The following is a 14,756-nucleotide window of genomic DNA, read 5'->3' as shown; positions in this document are numbered from 1 at the left end:
TTGCCTGCTGCTTTTATTGTAACTCAGTCAGCAGATTCTGCCGCAGGCATAAGCATATCTGCTAAAATATAGGCAAAATAATAAAAATTCCTGTTCATGTTTAGTGAGGTGTCGCTTCCAATGCACAAGCAAAGTTTGCCGCTCAAGTTTTCTTTTGTCTTCGTTGCCCTCTCAATGGCCATTTCCCTGCTTACCGCTGCCTGGCAATTAGCAGAAGGCAAGTCCGGCAGCCTGCTCCTGGTCCTTGAGACCGGGGCTGGCCTGATTTTGGTACTCCTGCCGGCCCTGTTAAGCAAGTGGCTGCGCTTTTACCTGCCCTCTTTTTTGTACTTTTTCTTCCTGGCCTTCATCTATTGTGCCATTTACCTGGGGGATGCCTACCACTTCTACTACATCCCTTACTGGGACAAGTTCCTCCACTTGATCAGCGGGGCCCTGCTCTTTGGATTAGCCTGGGCCATCCTGGGCTGCTTCAAGTTCAAGGAAAAGCTGCCAGCCGGCTTTTTATGCCTGTATGGGGTAGCCTTCGCCGTCTTGTGCGGGGTCCTTTGGGAATGCTATGAATTCACCTGTGACGGGCTTTTTAACATGAACCTGCAGCGCTACCTGTCAGCAGGCCGGGCCCTGGCCGGCCGGGCAGCCTTGATGGATACCATGGGTGACTTGATCGCCGACCTGGCCGGCAGCCTCATCTTCAGTCTGGGCAGCTACCTCCGGCTGAAGCAGGATCCGGCCTGGATTGAGAGCTTCTTTTTCAAAAAATACAGCCCGGACGACTAGTTAACCGTCCGCCGGACCGCGGCCAGCAAGGCCTGCTGGGAGAGGTCCTTCTTTTTCAAACTGTCTAAAACATGCCGGTCAATCGTTCCCTTCGTCAAAAGATGGTGAATGATGACCGGCTTTTTCTGTCCCTGCCGGTAAAGACGGCCGTTCATCTGCTGGTACTGCTCCAGGCTCCAGGGCAGGGTAAACCAAATCAAGGTGTGCCCGCCCTCTTGCAGGTTAAGGCCCGCTCCGGCACTGGCCGGCTGGACCAGCATGACCGGGATCTTGCCCTTGTTCCAGCGGCGGATCATGCCGGCAGAGCCGTCAAAAAGTTCTGCCTTGACCCCATTTTTCTGGTAAAAGTCTAAAAGGCGGGCAGCATCAGACTTGAAATAATAGGCCACCAGGCTGGGCGTGGCCGTATTTGCCGTTAAGTAGAAACACCTTTCCAGTTTCCCGGCAAAAATCTCCTGGTAATGCACCCCGTCTTCTTCATAGATGGCCCCGCTGGCTAATTGCCGCAAGCGGCCGGCCAAAACAGCCGCGTTATCGGCGGTAATCTCCTGGCCTGGCAAGTCCAAGACCTGTTCTTTCTTCAGCTGCTGGTAGCTCTTTTTGGCTTTTGTGGGCATTTCCACCCAATCCAGGCTCTCTGTCAGTTCCGGCAATTTCAACCTGGTGTTTTTCATGGAGATGACAATATCGTCGATGGCCTGGTAGATTTTTTCCTCACTGCCTGGCAAAAGCCGCCACTTGACCGGATGATTGTTGACCAGCAGGGTCGGCTCAAAGTACTGCTGCCGGTAGGCCGTGATGCTTTTGCCCAGCCTTTTTCCTTGGTCCAAGAGATAAATTTGCGACCACAAGTCCTGGAGGGAATTAGGCGCCGGAGTCCCGGTCAGCTCAATCAAGCGCTGAATCCGCCTCCGCACGCTCTTTAAGGCCTTGAAGCGCTGGGAAGCCGGCGACTTGAAAGACTGGGACTCGTCGATGACTACATTTTTAAAAAGCCAAGGGCCCAGGTCAACCAACTTGCTGACCAAGTCCCGGCTGGCAAAATACAGCTGCCAGTCGCCCTTGGCGGCTTTTGCCGCGGCATCTTCGTAGAGGGCCTGCCGGCCGGCTGGGGTCAGCTGGCGGCCTTTTTCATCAGTTAAAAAAGACTGGGTCTTAAAAGGCAAGTCCCACTTGTCAATCTCATCTTGCCAGGTTGACTTGGCCACGGTCTTTGGCGCGATCACCAAGATGTGCCCCTTCATCCCCTCTTCGCGTAATTTGGCCAGGGCAGCCAGAGTAGTCAAAGTCTTGCCCAGGCCGATATCCAAGAAAATCCCACAGTAAGGATGCTCCATAATAAAGTTCATGCTGTAGAGCTGGTAGTCATGCAGGGGTAAAGTCTGCCCGCCTAATTTGACTTGGGCATCGACCATTTGGCCAGAAAAAGACTTAGTCTTTTCTTTTGCTACTTTTGCTTTTTTAGCTTCTTTAACTTCTGTATTATCTGTTTTTTCCTCATTTGGCTTTTTCGCAGCCATGATGACCCCGTCCAGCTGCAATTGCCAATTGCCTTTTTTCTCGACCTGGCTGAGAGTCAAGGTCACCACTTGCCCGGCCGGGACTTCCTGGCCAAAAATCTGCTTGAGCTTGCCGCCTTCTTCTTTGGCCAGCCAGGGCAGGACCCCTTCGGCCGCCTCAAAAGAAGCAACTGCTCCAGGTAAATTCGCTTCTAAATGGCCGCAGACCAGCTGCCAGTCTTTCAAGGTCACGAATGCATAAGGCTTCTGGTGAACCGGCAGGCCGGCCAATTCTTCTGCTGCCTGCACCTGCCGCAATTCTTCGGCCGAAACAAACGAAGTCAAGTGGCTCTTGACCACTTTCCCTTGGACGCGTACATTTTCTCCAGGCATACTCCACCTCCTTAGCTGCTTTTATTTAATTATGCCACAAGGCCATGAAAAAAAGGCCTGGCGGCCTTTTTCTTCGCTATTCGTTACTAATAGAAGCGGTAGTACTTCTTCGTGTCGACCTTGACATCCCCTTGAGTCAAGTATTCGCTGAACATCTGGACATAGTCCTTATCCAAGGAAAATTCGATCTTGTCCAAGCTGTATTCAGGGTAGAAGCCGCCCCCGTTAGCCCGGTAGTTGTTGACGGCCAGGTGGTAGACCTGGTCATCTTGAATATCCTGGCCCTTGAGCTTCAGCTTGGTCAAGCGCTGGCCAACCGGCTTGGAGAGGTCAGCCTCGTACTCCAGTGGATAAAAGACATCAAAGTGGTAAAGTTCCGGCTTTGGCTTCAGATAGCGGTCAATAAAGTGGATCTTGCCATCTTCGTCTTTTTCCAAAAAGCTGGCTGTATGCTCAACGATATGGCGGAGCTCTTTGCCAGTCAATTTGACGCTGACCAATTGGTTGGCGTATGGGTAGTTCAAAAGAATGTCCCGCATGGTCACCGTCTTGCCAAAGCCCTTGGCCACATCGTTCATCACAGCTGTGGCTGAGAGGTCAGCGTGAGTGAAGTAGAGCTGCATTTGCTGGAGCAGGTTGATGAAAGGTGCCCCTTCAATCCGCCCCTTGTTGGCGTCTTCGATTGGTGCCGGCTGGTCCAGGTGGGCAATTGGCTGGTCAAGCCATTTCTGGGTGGCTGCATCAAGTGGCTTAACGATTTCTTCAACTTCCGGATCTGAATCAAAGTCCTTGGTATCGATCAATTCGCTGGTTACCTGCTTTACCTTGTAGCCTTCTGGCGTCTTTTCCAAGTCCAAAACGACTTCAGCGATTGCCTCGCCCCGGTAGCCCGGCTGCACGCATGGCTTGCCGGACGGGCTGATCATGTTCAGTCTCCGGTGCTGGTGGCCCGTCAGCATCACGTCGACTTCCGGGATCTCGGTCAGAATCCGGTAGCCTTCATTTTCCCCGTTGTGCGGTTCAGTCGCTTCCCCGCTGGCAATGTCGCTTTCAAAGCCGCCATGGTAAAGGACAGCCAGGACATCGACCTGCGGCTTGATGATCTTAGCAAAATGGGCAATCTGCTCGTAGGCCGACTTAAAGGCCAGGCCCTTGATCCGGTCAGCCGCTTCCCAGTGAGGAATGTATTGGGTGGTAATCCCTAAAACGCCAACCTTGACCCCGCTTCTTTCCAAGATCAGGTAGTCCCGGCCCAGAGTCGGCACCTGGGTTTCGGCGTCTAAAATATTGCAGTTGACGAATGGCGCCTTGTTGTTGTCCACGTAGTAGGCCATGTAGTCCTGGCCAAAATTGAAGTCGTGGTTGCCCAGGCAGCGGACGTCATAGCCAACCGCGTTGTAGGCGGCGGTAAAGCGGGCCAGGTTGTCCAAATTCTTGCTGCCATGGGTGTAAGCAGCTAAAGGAGACCCCTGCAGGCAGTCACCGGCATCAGTCACGATCACGTGGTCTGCCCCCCACTTGGCCTTTTCCGCCTTGATGGCGCTGGCTACCCGGCTCAGACCAAAGGGAGCGTCATATTTGCCCGTGGTCTGGTAGTCAGTTGGCAGCAGGTAGCCGTGGGTGTCGCTTGAATGTAAAAAAACCAGTTTCATTTTTTCGAATTCCTCAATCCTAATTTTTGGCATAAAAAAAGACACCAGAAAAAACAGGTGCCTTTTAAATTAGTCGTTATCGCTAGCGCTGTTTTCGCTGACTACTTGACGACCCTTGTAGTAACCCTTAGGGGAAACACGGTGGCTCAAACGGTATTCACCAGTAGTTGCGTCGTAGTGCATTGCTGGCACGCTGAGCTTCAAGTGAGCGCGACGTGAACGTTTCTTTTGCTTAGAAGTATGTCTTGCAGGAACTGCCATTTATAACTGATCTCCTTTATTGTAGTATCACAGTATCAGGTCGTTGACCTAAATACTCAAGTAATTAAATAATACTATTGCCTGGCAAATAAATCAAGAAAAACCTTACTTTATTTATTTGCGGGAGGCAAATTCAAGCGACAATCTGTCCCCAATTGCCGGGAACAAGTTGTACAATTTGGCCAAAGCCGCCAGGCTGACCGGCAGGTTGAGCTCACGCTTGTTTGAGCCGAAGTAGTGGACTACTTCCCAAGCCACGTCGTCTGGATCAAGCATGAAAGCCTGCACATTCTTGACGTACTGGCCACTTGCATCGGCAATGTTGAAAAAGTTGGTGTAAACCGGGCCCGGGTTGACGGTCATAACCTTGACGCCGAAAGGCTTCAGTTCAAGGCGCAGGACGTTGGAGAACTGGATTACGGCTGCCTTGGCGGCGCTGTAAGCAGCTGACTTGGTCGTCGGCACCTTGCCGGCCATGGAGCCGAAGTTGATGATCTGCCCGCTGCCCTGCTCCAGCATGAGCCGGCCGAAAAGCCGGGTCATGTACATCAAGCCCAAGACGTCGACTTGGAACATTTCCGTAGCGTCCTGCATGTCAGCTTCCATGAATTCTTCAAACTTGCCGAAACCAGCCGCGTTGACCAGGTAGTCGATATGCTTGACCTTTTCCTTGACTTGGGCAAAAGCCGCTTCAATGTCGCTGGCCAGGCCCAAATCTGCCTTAACGGCAAAAGCTGCTGAGCCAGACAACTCTCTGGCTTCAGCCGCGATTTCCTCCAGCTTGTCCAGGCGACGGGCCAGCAAAACGACCGTAGCGCCCCGGCTGGCGCTTTCCAGGGCGATTGAGCGGCCAATCCCGCTGCTGGCCCCGGTAATAACTACAACTTTATTGCGTAATGAATCATTCATCTTTAAACACGTTAACCTTTCATTGGAACTACGAAGCTGTCCAGGTCCCTGGCCAGGGTCGTGGCCGGGAAAATCTCCCGGGCCTGCTTGACCATCTGGCTGGCCAGAGGGCCCACGTAGCGGGCCGAAACATGAGTCAGGTACAAATGCCCAACCTGACAGGCGGCGGCCGTCTCAGCGGCTTGTGTGCACGTTGAGTGGTAATAATCCCTGGCCAGCTTGCTTTCGCTGGCGTCAAAAGTTGCTTCATGGACTAAGACGTCGGCATGGTCGGCTAAGCGGCGGATTGAAGGTGTGGACCGGGTGTCGTAAATCACGGTCACCACCCGGCCTTTTTTAGCCGGACCCAGGAAGTCCTTGCCGTTTAAAACCGTGCCGTCAGCCAACTCGACCTGCTCGCCCCTCTTTAGTTTACCAAGGAGCGGCCCGTTTGGCACTTTAAATTCTGCCAATTTATCCATTAACAGTTCACCGGCCTTGTCAGCCTCGACTACCCGAAAGCCCCAGCTGTCGATCCGGTGATCCAGCTTTTCAGTATAGACTTCAAAGCCCCGCTCGCTGACGATCTTGCCCGCCTCTTCCAGGGTAACGAATTTAATTGGATAGGAAATCTTGGTTTTGGAAATCCTGAGAGATGTCTTGACAAACTGTTCAATCCCTGCTGGCCCATAGATGGTCAAGGGGCCAACGTCACCTTGAAAAGACCTGGTTGACAAAAGGCCCGGCAGGCCAAAAATATGGTCGCCGTGGTTGTGTGAGATAAAGATCTTCGTGATTTTGCGCAGGCGGATATTGGTGCGCAGAATCTGATGCTGGGTTGCTTCCCCGCAATCAAAGAGCCAAATCTCGTTCAGCTCATCCAGTAGTTTTAAAGCCAGGCTCGAGACGTTCCGCAATTTTGACGGCTGGCCCGAGCAGGTTCCAAGAAATTCCAGTTCCATTTAACTCCCATTCTTTTCCAATTAAAAAAGGCTAATTCGATTCGCTGGCGCGAACCATTTCTTTGACGACGTACGCGCTATAGTAGTTTTGCCCCACGTCATTCGGGTGGGTCTTGTCGCCGTAAAACCAGCTGGACTGGCTGTGCGCGTAGCCATACCAGTCAATGACGGTCAAGTTCTTGTACTTTTTAGCCAAGGCCTGCAGCTGCTGGTTGACCTGGTTCTGCCAGGACCGGGTCGGCACGACGACATTGATCCAGAAAAGATGACGCTTTGGACCCACAATCTGCATGATCTGCTTAACCTCATCATCAGTAAAAGGCCCGTTGGTCCCAAGGCCGAGCAGGACATTGTCCTGCAGTTCGCCCTTTTGGGCATAAGACTGAAGCAGCTGAGGAGCCACGTCAGCCTGGCGGGAAACCGTAGCATCGATAACCGCGTGCGGCATAAGCTGGTGCAAGATGTCACTTGAAGAAGCCATGACCGAGTCGCCGATTGCCGTAACTTGCAGCTTTTGCGCTTCCTGCAGGTCAGCCTGGCTGATTCCGTACTTCTCAAATTCCTGGTTGACCTTTTTCCCGCTGGTCTTAGACTTAGTCGTTTTTGACTTGGTCTTGGCCTTGGACGTCTGCGTTCTCTGACTGCTAGACGACTTCTTGGCCGCCTTTTGCGAGCTCTTGATTGATTCCAAGGCCTTCTTGTTCATCTCAGCCTGCTGCTTGGAGTTGTCATTGATCGTCTTGATCAAAGCCCCATCCTTGTTGTCAGCCTTGGCCAGCGGGGAGAAGATAATTCCGCCGCTGCCAATTAGGAAGACCAGGAAGAAGGCCGCGGTCTGCAGCCAGCTTTTTGAAACCTTGACCGGCCAATGGAAGAGCTTGGCCAGATTGTAGCGGATGCCTTCCCCGGTATAGCGTCTTTTTTCAAAAAGCCGGTAAGTCAGTTCACTGATCAAGAGAATCAAGACGACTTCGATCACCCGGTAAAGGGCAACGTGGTCGGCCAGGTCACTGACCCAGCTTTCAAAAAAGATCATGACCGGGAACTGGTAGAGGTAGATTTCATAGCTTCTCGACCCCAGCCAGTCAAAGACCGGGTTGGTCATCAGCCGGTTCCAGATTCCGACTGGAGCCGCGATCACAGCGGCGAACACCGTCACGAAGAAGCTGAAGATGAACATCCCCCCATAGTACGGGAAAGCCGTCTGCGCATTCATCAAAGGCGAGAACATAAGCAGCAGCATCCCAAACAGCGTGGCTAAACCAGTCCAGTTGAGGACGACCCCATCGCTTTTGGTGAAACGGTTGTCCAGCTCCTCAAAAGGCCAGAGGATGGCCATGGCGCTGCCCAGGCCCAAAGAGAAGAAGCGGGTGTCGGTTCCATAGTAGATTCGGCTGGTATCCTGGCCTGGCCGGAAAAGCAGGGCCATTTCGACTGCCGACAGAACTGACAGGCCAACCAGAACCCAGAAAATGTTCCGCCGCCTTTTGACGAATTTGACCAAGAGGGCCATCACCAGTGGCCAGAGCAAGTAGAACTGCCAGTCGATCGCCATCGTCCACAAGTGAGTAAAAGGCGATTCATTATTGGCGAAACGTTCAAAGTAGCTCTGTCCGTTAAAAATCTGCCACCAGTTATACACGCCCAGCAGGTTGCTGGCGACGATCTGGTAGAGCTTGTTTAAGAGGTTGCGCTGAAAAAGCACGATATACGCGCTGGTCAGCCAGAGCATGGCAATCAGCGGCGGGTATAAGCGCTTAAAGCGGCGTTGGTAAAAAGCCCTAATGTCAAAATAGCCATGATTGCGGTAGGCAGCCATAATCTGATCAGTTACCAGATAGCCTGTCAAAACCAGAAAGATCGGCACGCCCAGGTAGCCTCCGCCAAAGTGGTCCGGGTCCAGGTGATACAGGATTACCCCAATTACGGCCAAAGCACGCAAACCAGCATAGCCAGTAATGTATCGTTTCTTCATTTTTTCAATTCTCTAACTTTCGTTTCTCTATTCTAAAAGTCTCAATCTATCCTTTATTGCACGAACTCGAAGCTGAAGTCGCCAATGTAAACGTCGTCTCCATCGACAGCGCCTTGCGCCCGCAGTTCATCATCAACGCCCAGCTTCTTCAAGCGGCGGGCCAGGCGCATGATCCCATCCTGGTGGTCCAGGTTGGTCATGGCTACCAAGCGTTCAAGCTGCTCGCCGTGAATTTCAAATTCATGGTCAGCAAGCTTTTCAACCGTGAATTCCATCTTTTCTGGCCGGTGGTACTTGTAGGTCTTAGTCTTGACCTCTTCTTGCGGCTTGACGGCGGCTGCTGCTTCTTGGGCTTCAACCTCGCTGACCAAGTCAGCCGCCCGGCTCATCAAACGGTCAACGCCTTGGTGGGTGACGCTGGAGAGTTCGTAAACTTCCTGGTCAACCCCATGAGCAGCCAGGTCCTTTTTGAACTGGGCTAATTTTTCATCAGCACCTGGAATATCCATCTGGCTGGCCACGATGATTTCCCGCTTGCTGGAGAGGTCATCTTCCGTATATGAAGCCAGTTCGTGTAAGATGGTTTCATAGTCTTCGTAAGCATCCCTGCCGTTGTTTGGGTCCATGGAGACCATGTGCAGGATAACCTTGGTTCTTTCCACGTGGCGCAGGAACTGGATCCCCAGCCCTACCCCCTGGCTGGCCCCTTTGATCAAGCCCGGCAGGTCGGCCATGGAGAAGTCCCGGCCGTCTGGCAGCAGGACCATGCCCAGGTTTGGCTTCAAGGTAGTAAACTGGTAAGCCGCGATCTTCGGCTTGGCACTGGTAACGACTGACAGAAGGGTTGACTTACCGACAGACGGGAAGCCGACCAGACCAACATCAGCCAGGACCTTCAGTTCCAAGCGGAGGGTCCGGAATTCACCTGGTTCCCCGTTTTCCGCGATTTCCGGGGCCGTGTTGACGCTGGTGGCAAAGTGGATGTTGCCCCGGCCGCCCCGGCCGCCTTTAGCAACGACCAGTTCCTGGCCGTCCTTGACCAAGTCACCGATTTCCTCACCGGTGAAAAAATCATAGACGGTCGTGCCGACTGGCACCTTCAGGTAAAGGTCCTTGGCCGCCTTGCCGTATTGGGCCTTGATGCGGCCGTTTTCGCCAGGCTCAGCCTTGAACTTGCGCCGGTAGCGGAAGTCCATCAAGGTTCTGAGGCCATTGTCGGCCACAAAGATGATGGAGCCGCCCCGGCCGCCGTCACCGCCAGCTGGTCCGCCATTAGGCATGAATTTTTCATGGCGGAAGGCCACCATGCCGTCCCCGCCCTTACCGGCTTGGACTTCAATTTTAGTTTGATCAACAAATGTTGAAGGAGTTGGCATTCTTGTTCTAACCTTTTCTTTCTTTCGTTAATTGTTACCATTTAATAATAAGCTATTTTGCCCAATAGCTAAAGGGAAATTTTGACAGCCTGCGCCTGGGTTAAAGTCAGTCCCGCCTTGCGCAGATCGTCGATTGAAGCTTCCTTGATCTTCTTTAAAGAGCCAAACTCCCGCAAAAGCTTGGTTCGGCTCTTAGGGCCGATGCCCTTGATGGAGTCAAGCCGGCTGACCAGGGAATTCTTGGCATGGGTCTGCCGGTGGAAGGTGATGGCGAAGCGGTGGACCTCATCCTGGATCCGGGTCATAAGGTAAAAGCCCTCTGACTTTGGGTCCATTGGAATCATTTTAAAAGGCTGGCCGTTAAAAGGGTCACCGTACAAGAGGTGGTTGGTCCGGTGCTTGTCATCTTTAACCATCCCCGCTACCGGAATATCCAGGTTCAGCTCATTTCTTAAGACGTCCTCGCAGGCTTCCACCTGGATCTGCCCCCCGTCCATCAGGATGAGGTCCGGCATTCTTTCGTGTTCTTTTAACAGGCGGCTGTAGCGGCGGCGGACGACTTCCCGGGTGTTGCCGACTTCATCGGCGCTGTTTTGGTGCTCGACTTCCCCCTTCAGCTTGAACTTCCGGTAGCCTGTCTTAAAGGGCTCCCCGTCTTTAAAGACAACCAGGGCCGAGACCGGATCCGCCCCTTGAATATGGGAGTGGTCAAAACTTTCAATGTATGACCCGTAAGGCAGACCCAAGGCCTTGAAAATTTCTTCCTGGGCCCCCTTGGTCTTGCGCTGACCAAGTTCCAGCAGGCGGAACTTGTCATCCAGCTTCAACTGGGCATTTTCTCTGGCCATCTCCATCAAAGAGGCTTTCTGCCCTCTTTGCGGGGTCCGAACCTTGATGCCGATTGCCGCGGCCAGCTCATCCTGGTCGATGCCTTTTGGCACCAGGACCTCTCTAGGCTTAACCCGGTTTTTTTGCGCGTAGAACTGGGCAATAAAGGACATGAATTCGTCTTCCGGATCAGTTTCATCAGTCAAAGGAAACATGTGCGATTCCCGCCGCAAGAGCTTGGCTTGCCGCAAAAAGAAGACCTGGATGGAAATCCAGGACCGGTCCACGTAATAGTTGAAGATGTCTCTTTGGGTATGGTCGTTGGAGATGATCTTCTGCTTTTCAACCGTTTCTTCAATGTATTTGAGCTGGTCCCGGAGTTCCCCCGCCCTTTCAAATTCCAAATTGGCCGAGACTTCCAGCATTTTGTCCGTCAAGTCTTTCTTAACAGCCTGGATGTCCCCGTTCAAAAAGCGCTTGATCTTCTTGATCTGCTCATCATATTCGCTTTGCGGCACTTCCTTAAAGCAGCTGCCCAGGCACTGACCCATATGGTAGTAAAGGCAAGGCCGGCCAGTATAGCCGCTGCAGCGGCGCAAAGGAAAGACCTTCTGGATGAATTTTAAGGTCGCGCTGGCCGCGTAGACGTTGGGGTAAGGGCCAAAATAGTAGCCCTTGTCCTTGTAGACGATCGAGGTAAGACGGGTCTGGGGATTTCTCTCATTGGTGATTTCAATGTAGGGGTAGCCTGTCCCCGACTTCAGAGCAACATTGTAATAGGGCTGGTACTTTTTGATCAGGGTGATTTCCAACAAAAAAGCTTCCTTGTCGGAATCCACCACGATGATGTCGTAGTCGGCAATGTTTTTGACCAGCTCGGCCCGGCGGCCTTCCTGGCTGCTCTTGAAGTAGGACCGGACCCGGTTCTTCAAGTTCTTGGACTTGCCAACATAGATAACCTTGCCGTTGACGTCCTTCATCAGATAGCAACCGGCCTTTTCCGGCAGCAATTTCAATTTATTTTCAATCAATTGACTTGCCATGTCTGCCTCCCCGCGATTCATTTACCGTACGATTTTATCACGAAAAGTATTATTCTAACACTGATCCGCCTATAATCTCAAAAATATTTTAATGATTTTTCATGACCAAGGCGGAGAAAAGATAAACATCTTTTAACAATAATTCTTTTACGGCAAAGCTCGTTCGACTTTTAGTGCAAAATAAACTTTTTTTCACTGAAACGGCTGTCTTTCGTCAGCTTATCACGTATAATATTATTGTTAAGACTATAGGATTTTAGGAAGGTAAGATTACATGAAGAACTTCTACTTGAATCATGATAGCAACATGGACGACTTTACTTCACTTTTGCTGATGCTTTTAGCACCCGACATCAAGCTGATCGGGGTCGGGGTAACCGATGCTGACGGCTATGTTGAACCAGGCGTTTCCGCGTCCCGGAAGCTGATCGACCGCTTCAACCAGCGCGGCGACAAGCTGGAAGTGGCCAAGTCTGACTCCCGGGCTGTCCACCAGTTCCCGGAAGCCTGGAGAGTGTCAGCTTTTTCCGTTGACCACTTCCCGATCTTGAATGAAAAAGGCACTGTTGAAACGCCGGTTGCCGCTAAGCCGGCCCACCTGGACATGATCGATAAGATCCACGCCGCTGACGGCCCGGTTACTCTGGTCTTCACTGGCCCCTTGACTGACTTAGCCCGAGCCCTGGAAATCGACCCAAGCATCCAAGACAAGATCGAAGAACTCTACTGGATGGGCGGGTCTTTGAACGCCCACGGCAACGTTTACGCTCCATGCGCTGACGGGACCCAGGAATGGAACGCCTGGTGGGACCCGGAAGCCTGCAAGACGGTCTGGGACTCCAAGATCAAGATCCAGCAGGTCGGTCTGGAATCAACTGAAGAACTGCCTCTGACCGATGAAATGCGCCAGCACTTTGCCGTTAACCGCAAGTACCCGGCCTTTGAATTCTTAGGCTATGTCTACGCCCTGGTCAACTCCTTTGAAGTCGACTCAACTTACTACCTCTGGGACGTTTTGACCACCATGAGCGCCCTTTACCCGGAAATCGCCACGACCCGGGAAACCAAGTCCGACGTCTACACTGACGGCGACCGGGCTGCCCGCTTCTTTGAAACTGAAAACGGCCGGCCAATGACCCTGGTAACTTCCGCCAACTACGACAAGTTCTGGGAACGCTTTGACGATCTGTGCGAAAAGGCCAAGCTTTTCTAAAAAATAAAACGATAATAATGACGAAACCTTCAGAAGATTTTCTTCTGAAGTTTTTTTCATCCATATTCTTTGATTACGGCCAGCATGGCTTTCCCATAATTGGCCAATTTTGCATCCCCGACCCCGCTGCACTGGAGCAGCTCCTCCGGCGTTCGCGGCTTTCTGGCCGCCATGTCCCGCAAGGACAAGTCAGAGAAGATGACAAAAGGCGGCACTCCTCGCTTCTGGGCCAGAATCCGGCGGGCCTTTCTGAGCTCTTCAAAGAGGACCTGGTCACCGCCTGTTTCAGCAAGTTGCTCGCTTTTGGCTTCCTGGCGCTTTTTGACCCTGGCCTTGCCGTCCAGAACGTCCCAGCCCCGGTTGGTCACGTGGACCAAGGGATACCGGTCCCCCACCAGCTGCAGGTAGCCCTTTGAGACCAAGTAGTCGACCAAGCTGCTTACATCAGTCTGCTTTTTCCCTTTGAGCAGACCGTAGTGGACACACTCATCTGCTCCGATTTCACTGATTTTTTTGACTTTAGACCCTGTTACTGCCTGGGCAACGATCTTTTTGCCATAGCGGCCGTCTAAGTCATAGACCATGCCGATGATGGCCTGAGCCTCAGCCGTTATATCCTGGAAATCACCCTGGCTGAGGCAGTTGCTGCACTTACCGCAAGGCGGGCAGTCCTGGCCAAAGTAGCGAACGATGAATTGCTGCAGACACTCGTCGGTATTGGCATAGTCGCTGATCGTCTGCAGCTTCTGGTACTGGACCTGCCGGTAAGATTCATCAGCTTCAGAATTGTCGATAAACCAGCGGAACTGCCTAAGATCGCTTGGGTGAAAGAGCATTACTGCCTCACTTTCCAGTCCGTCTCGGCCGGCCCGGCCGGCTTCCTGGTAATAAGCTTCCAGATTCTTGGCACTGTTTGCGTGAATAACAAAGCGGACATTGCTCTTGTCGATCCCCATGCCAAAAGCATTCGTGGCCACAATCAAGGGAATCCGGTCATATTGGAAGTCGTCCTGGACCTGGGCCCGTTCCTCATTGGACATCCCTGCATGGTAGGCGGCAACGTTAAAGCCCTCCCGGCGCAAAAATTCGGTCAGCCCCTCCACCTTTTTCCGAGTGTTGGAATAAATGATTCCAGCTTCTCCCCGGTGCTGCTTTAAATAGTTGACGATATAGGCCCGGCTGTTTTTGGGCGCGTTGACCAGCTTGAAGCGAAGATTTTTTCTTTCAAAACTGGTGATGACAAAATTCTTTTCAGAAATATCCAGCTGCTGGCCGATGTCTTCTCTAACTGCCTTGGTGGCCGTGGCTGTAAGGGCCAAAACATTAGGACGGGTATGGAGGGCATTGATCCCGTCCTTCAGCTTCCGGTAGGCCGGCCGGAAGTCGTGCCCCCACTGGGAAATGCAGTGGGCTTCATCGATGGCGACCAAATTGACCTCCAAGAAGTTGAGCTGGTAGCGGAAATAGTCCATCTCCATGCGCTCCGGCGTCACGTAGAGCAGCTTGATTTTTCCTTCATAGCAGGCTCTTAAGATCGGATTGACGTCTTCCTGGGCCGTGGAGCTGTTAAGTGCCGCGGCCGGAATCCCATATTCGCGCAGGCTGTCAACCTGGTCCTTCATCAAAGAGATCAAGGGCGAGATGACTACGGTCGTGCCTGGGATCATCAAGGCCGGGATCTGGTAGCAAAGAGACTTCCCGCCACCGGTCGGCATAACGGCCAGGACATTCTCCCCCCGGATAACTTTTTCAATAATTTCTCTTTGGCCTGGCCGAAAACTGTCATAGCCAAAATACTTCTTTAAGACCTGCTGTGGATCAAGCAAGCTCTCTGCCCCCTTTAATTCGCTTTACATTTAATGATAACGAAAAAAAGATGCTTTCGC

The 14,756-nt window shown here is 52.4% G+C and carries 11 protein-coding genes; 2 read left to right on the top strand and 9 right to left on the bottom strand.

Translation table 11 applies throughout. The annotated features are described in order from the left end of the window. Positions 1–120 precede the first annotated feature (120 nt). Positions 121–780 (top strand): DUF2238 domain-containing protein, encoded by a 660-nt coding sequence (locus ACYVUT_RS04070; RefSeq protein ID WP_484500027.1) that lies wholly within the window; start codon positions 121–123, stop codon positions 778–780. Here the strand turns inward: ACYVUT_RS04070 and ACYVUT_RS04065 are convergent. From ACYVUT_RS04065 to uvrC, 8 genes are all read right to left on the bottom strand, one after another. Beyond that, positions 777–2,672 (bottom strand): SNF2-related protein, encoded by a 1,896-nt coding sequence (locus tag ACYVUT_RS04065; protein WP_484501493.1) that lies wholly within the window; start codon positions 2,670–2,672, stop codon positions 777–779. The genes ACYVUT_RS04070 and ACYVUT_RS04065 overlap by 4 nt on opposite strands. Positions 2,673–2,758: 86 nt before the next feature. Continuing rightward, entirely contained in the window at positions 2,759–4,324 is a 1,566-nt protein-coding gene (locus tag ACYVUT_RS04060) for a bifunctional metallophosphatase/5'-nucleotidase (protein ID WP_484501492.1), read from the bottom strand. A 69-nt stretch (positions 4,325–4,393) separates the two neighbouring features. Further along, a complete protein-coding gene (gene rpmF, locus ACYVUT_RS04055) occupies positions 4,394–4,585 on the bottom strand; it encodes a 50S ribosomal protein L32 (RefSeq protein ID WP_003614010.1) in 192 nt (63 codons plus the stop codon). 114 nt (positions 4,586–4,699) lie between these two features. Further along, on the bottom strand, positions 4,700–5,494 hold the full coding sequence (locus ACYVUT_RS04050) for an SDR family NAD(P)-dependent oxidoreductase (RefSeq protein ID WP_439774847.1): 795 nt from the start codon (positions 5,492–5,494) through the stop codon (positions 4,700–4,702). Between the two features lie 11 nt (positions 5,495–5,505). Then, positions 5,506–6,435 carry a ribonuclease Z gene (rnz, locus tag ACYVUT_RS04045; protein WP_439774846.1) on the bottom strand — a complete coding sequence of 310 codons (930 nt, stop codon included), beginning with the start codon at positions 6,433–6,435 and terminating at the stop codon, positions 5,506–5,508. Between the two features lie 31 nt (positions 6,436–6,466). Next, positions 6,467–8,410, bottom strand: coding sequence for an acyltransferase family protein (locus tag ACYVUT_RS04040; RefSeq protein ID WP_439774845.1), 1,944 nt, complete (start codon positions 8,408–8,410; stop codon positions 6,467–6,469). A 53-nt stretch (positions 8,411–8,463) separates the two neighbouring features. Continuing rightward, positions 8,464–9,786 (bottom strand): GTPase ObgE, encoded by a 1,323-nt coding sequence (gene obgE, locus ACYVUT_RS04035; protein ID WP_484501491.1) that lies wholly within the window; start codon positions 9,784–9,786, stop codon positions 8,464–8,466. A 68-nt stretch (positions 9,787–9,854) separates the two neighbouring features. Next, positions 9,855–11,657, bottom strand: coding sequence for an excinuclease ABC subunit UvrC (gene uvrC, locus ACYVUT_RS04030; RefSeq protein WP_484501490.1), 1,803 nt, complete (start codon positions 11,655–11,657; stop codon positions 9,855–9,857). Positions 11,658–11,931: 274 nt separating this feature from the next. Between uvrC and ACYVUT_RS04025 the strand changes: the two genes are divergently transcribed. Continuing rightward, positions 11,932–12,870, top strand: a complete 939-nt coding sequence (locus ACYVUT_RS04025; RefSeq protein WP_484500021.1) for a nucleoside hydrolase — start codon at positions 11,932–11,934, stop codon at positions 12,868–12,870. A 56-nt stretch (positions 12,871–12,926) separates the two neighbouring features. Here the strand turns inward: ACYVUT_RS04025 and recQ are convergent, their stop codons facing one another. Continuing rightward, a complete protein-coding gene (recQ, locus tag ACYVUT_RS04020) occupies positions 12,927–14,696 on the bottom strand; it encodes a DNA helicase RecQ (RefSeq protein WP_439775153.1) in 1,770 nt (589 codons plus the stop codon). Positions 14,697–14,756 lie beyond the last annotated feature (60 nt).

The organism is Lactobacillus sp. WILCCON 0059 (assembly GCF_057197985.1).
The sequence above is the reverse complement of the archived record's forward strand: the minus strand, read 5'-3'. Positions and strand labels throughout refer to the sequence as shown.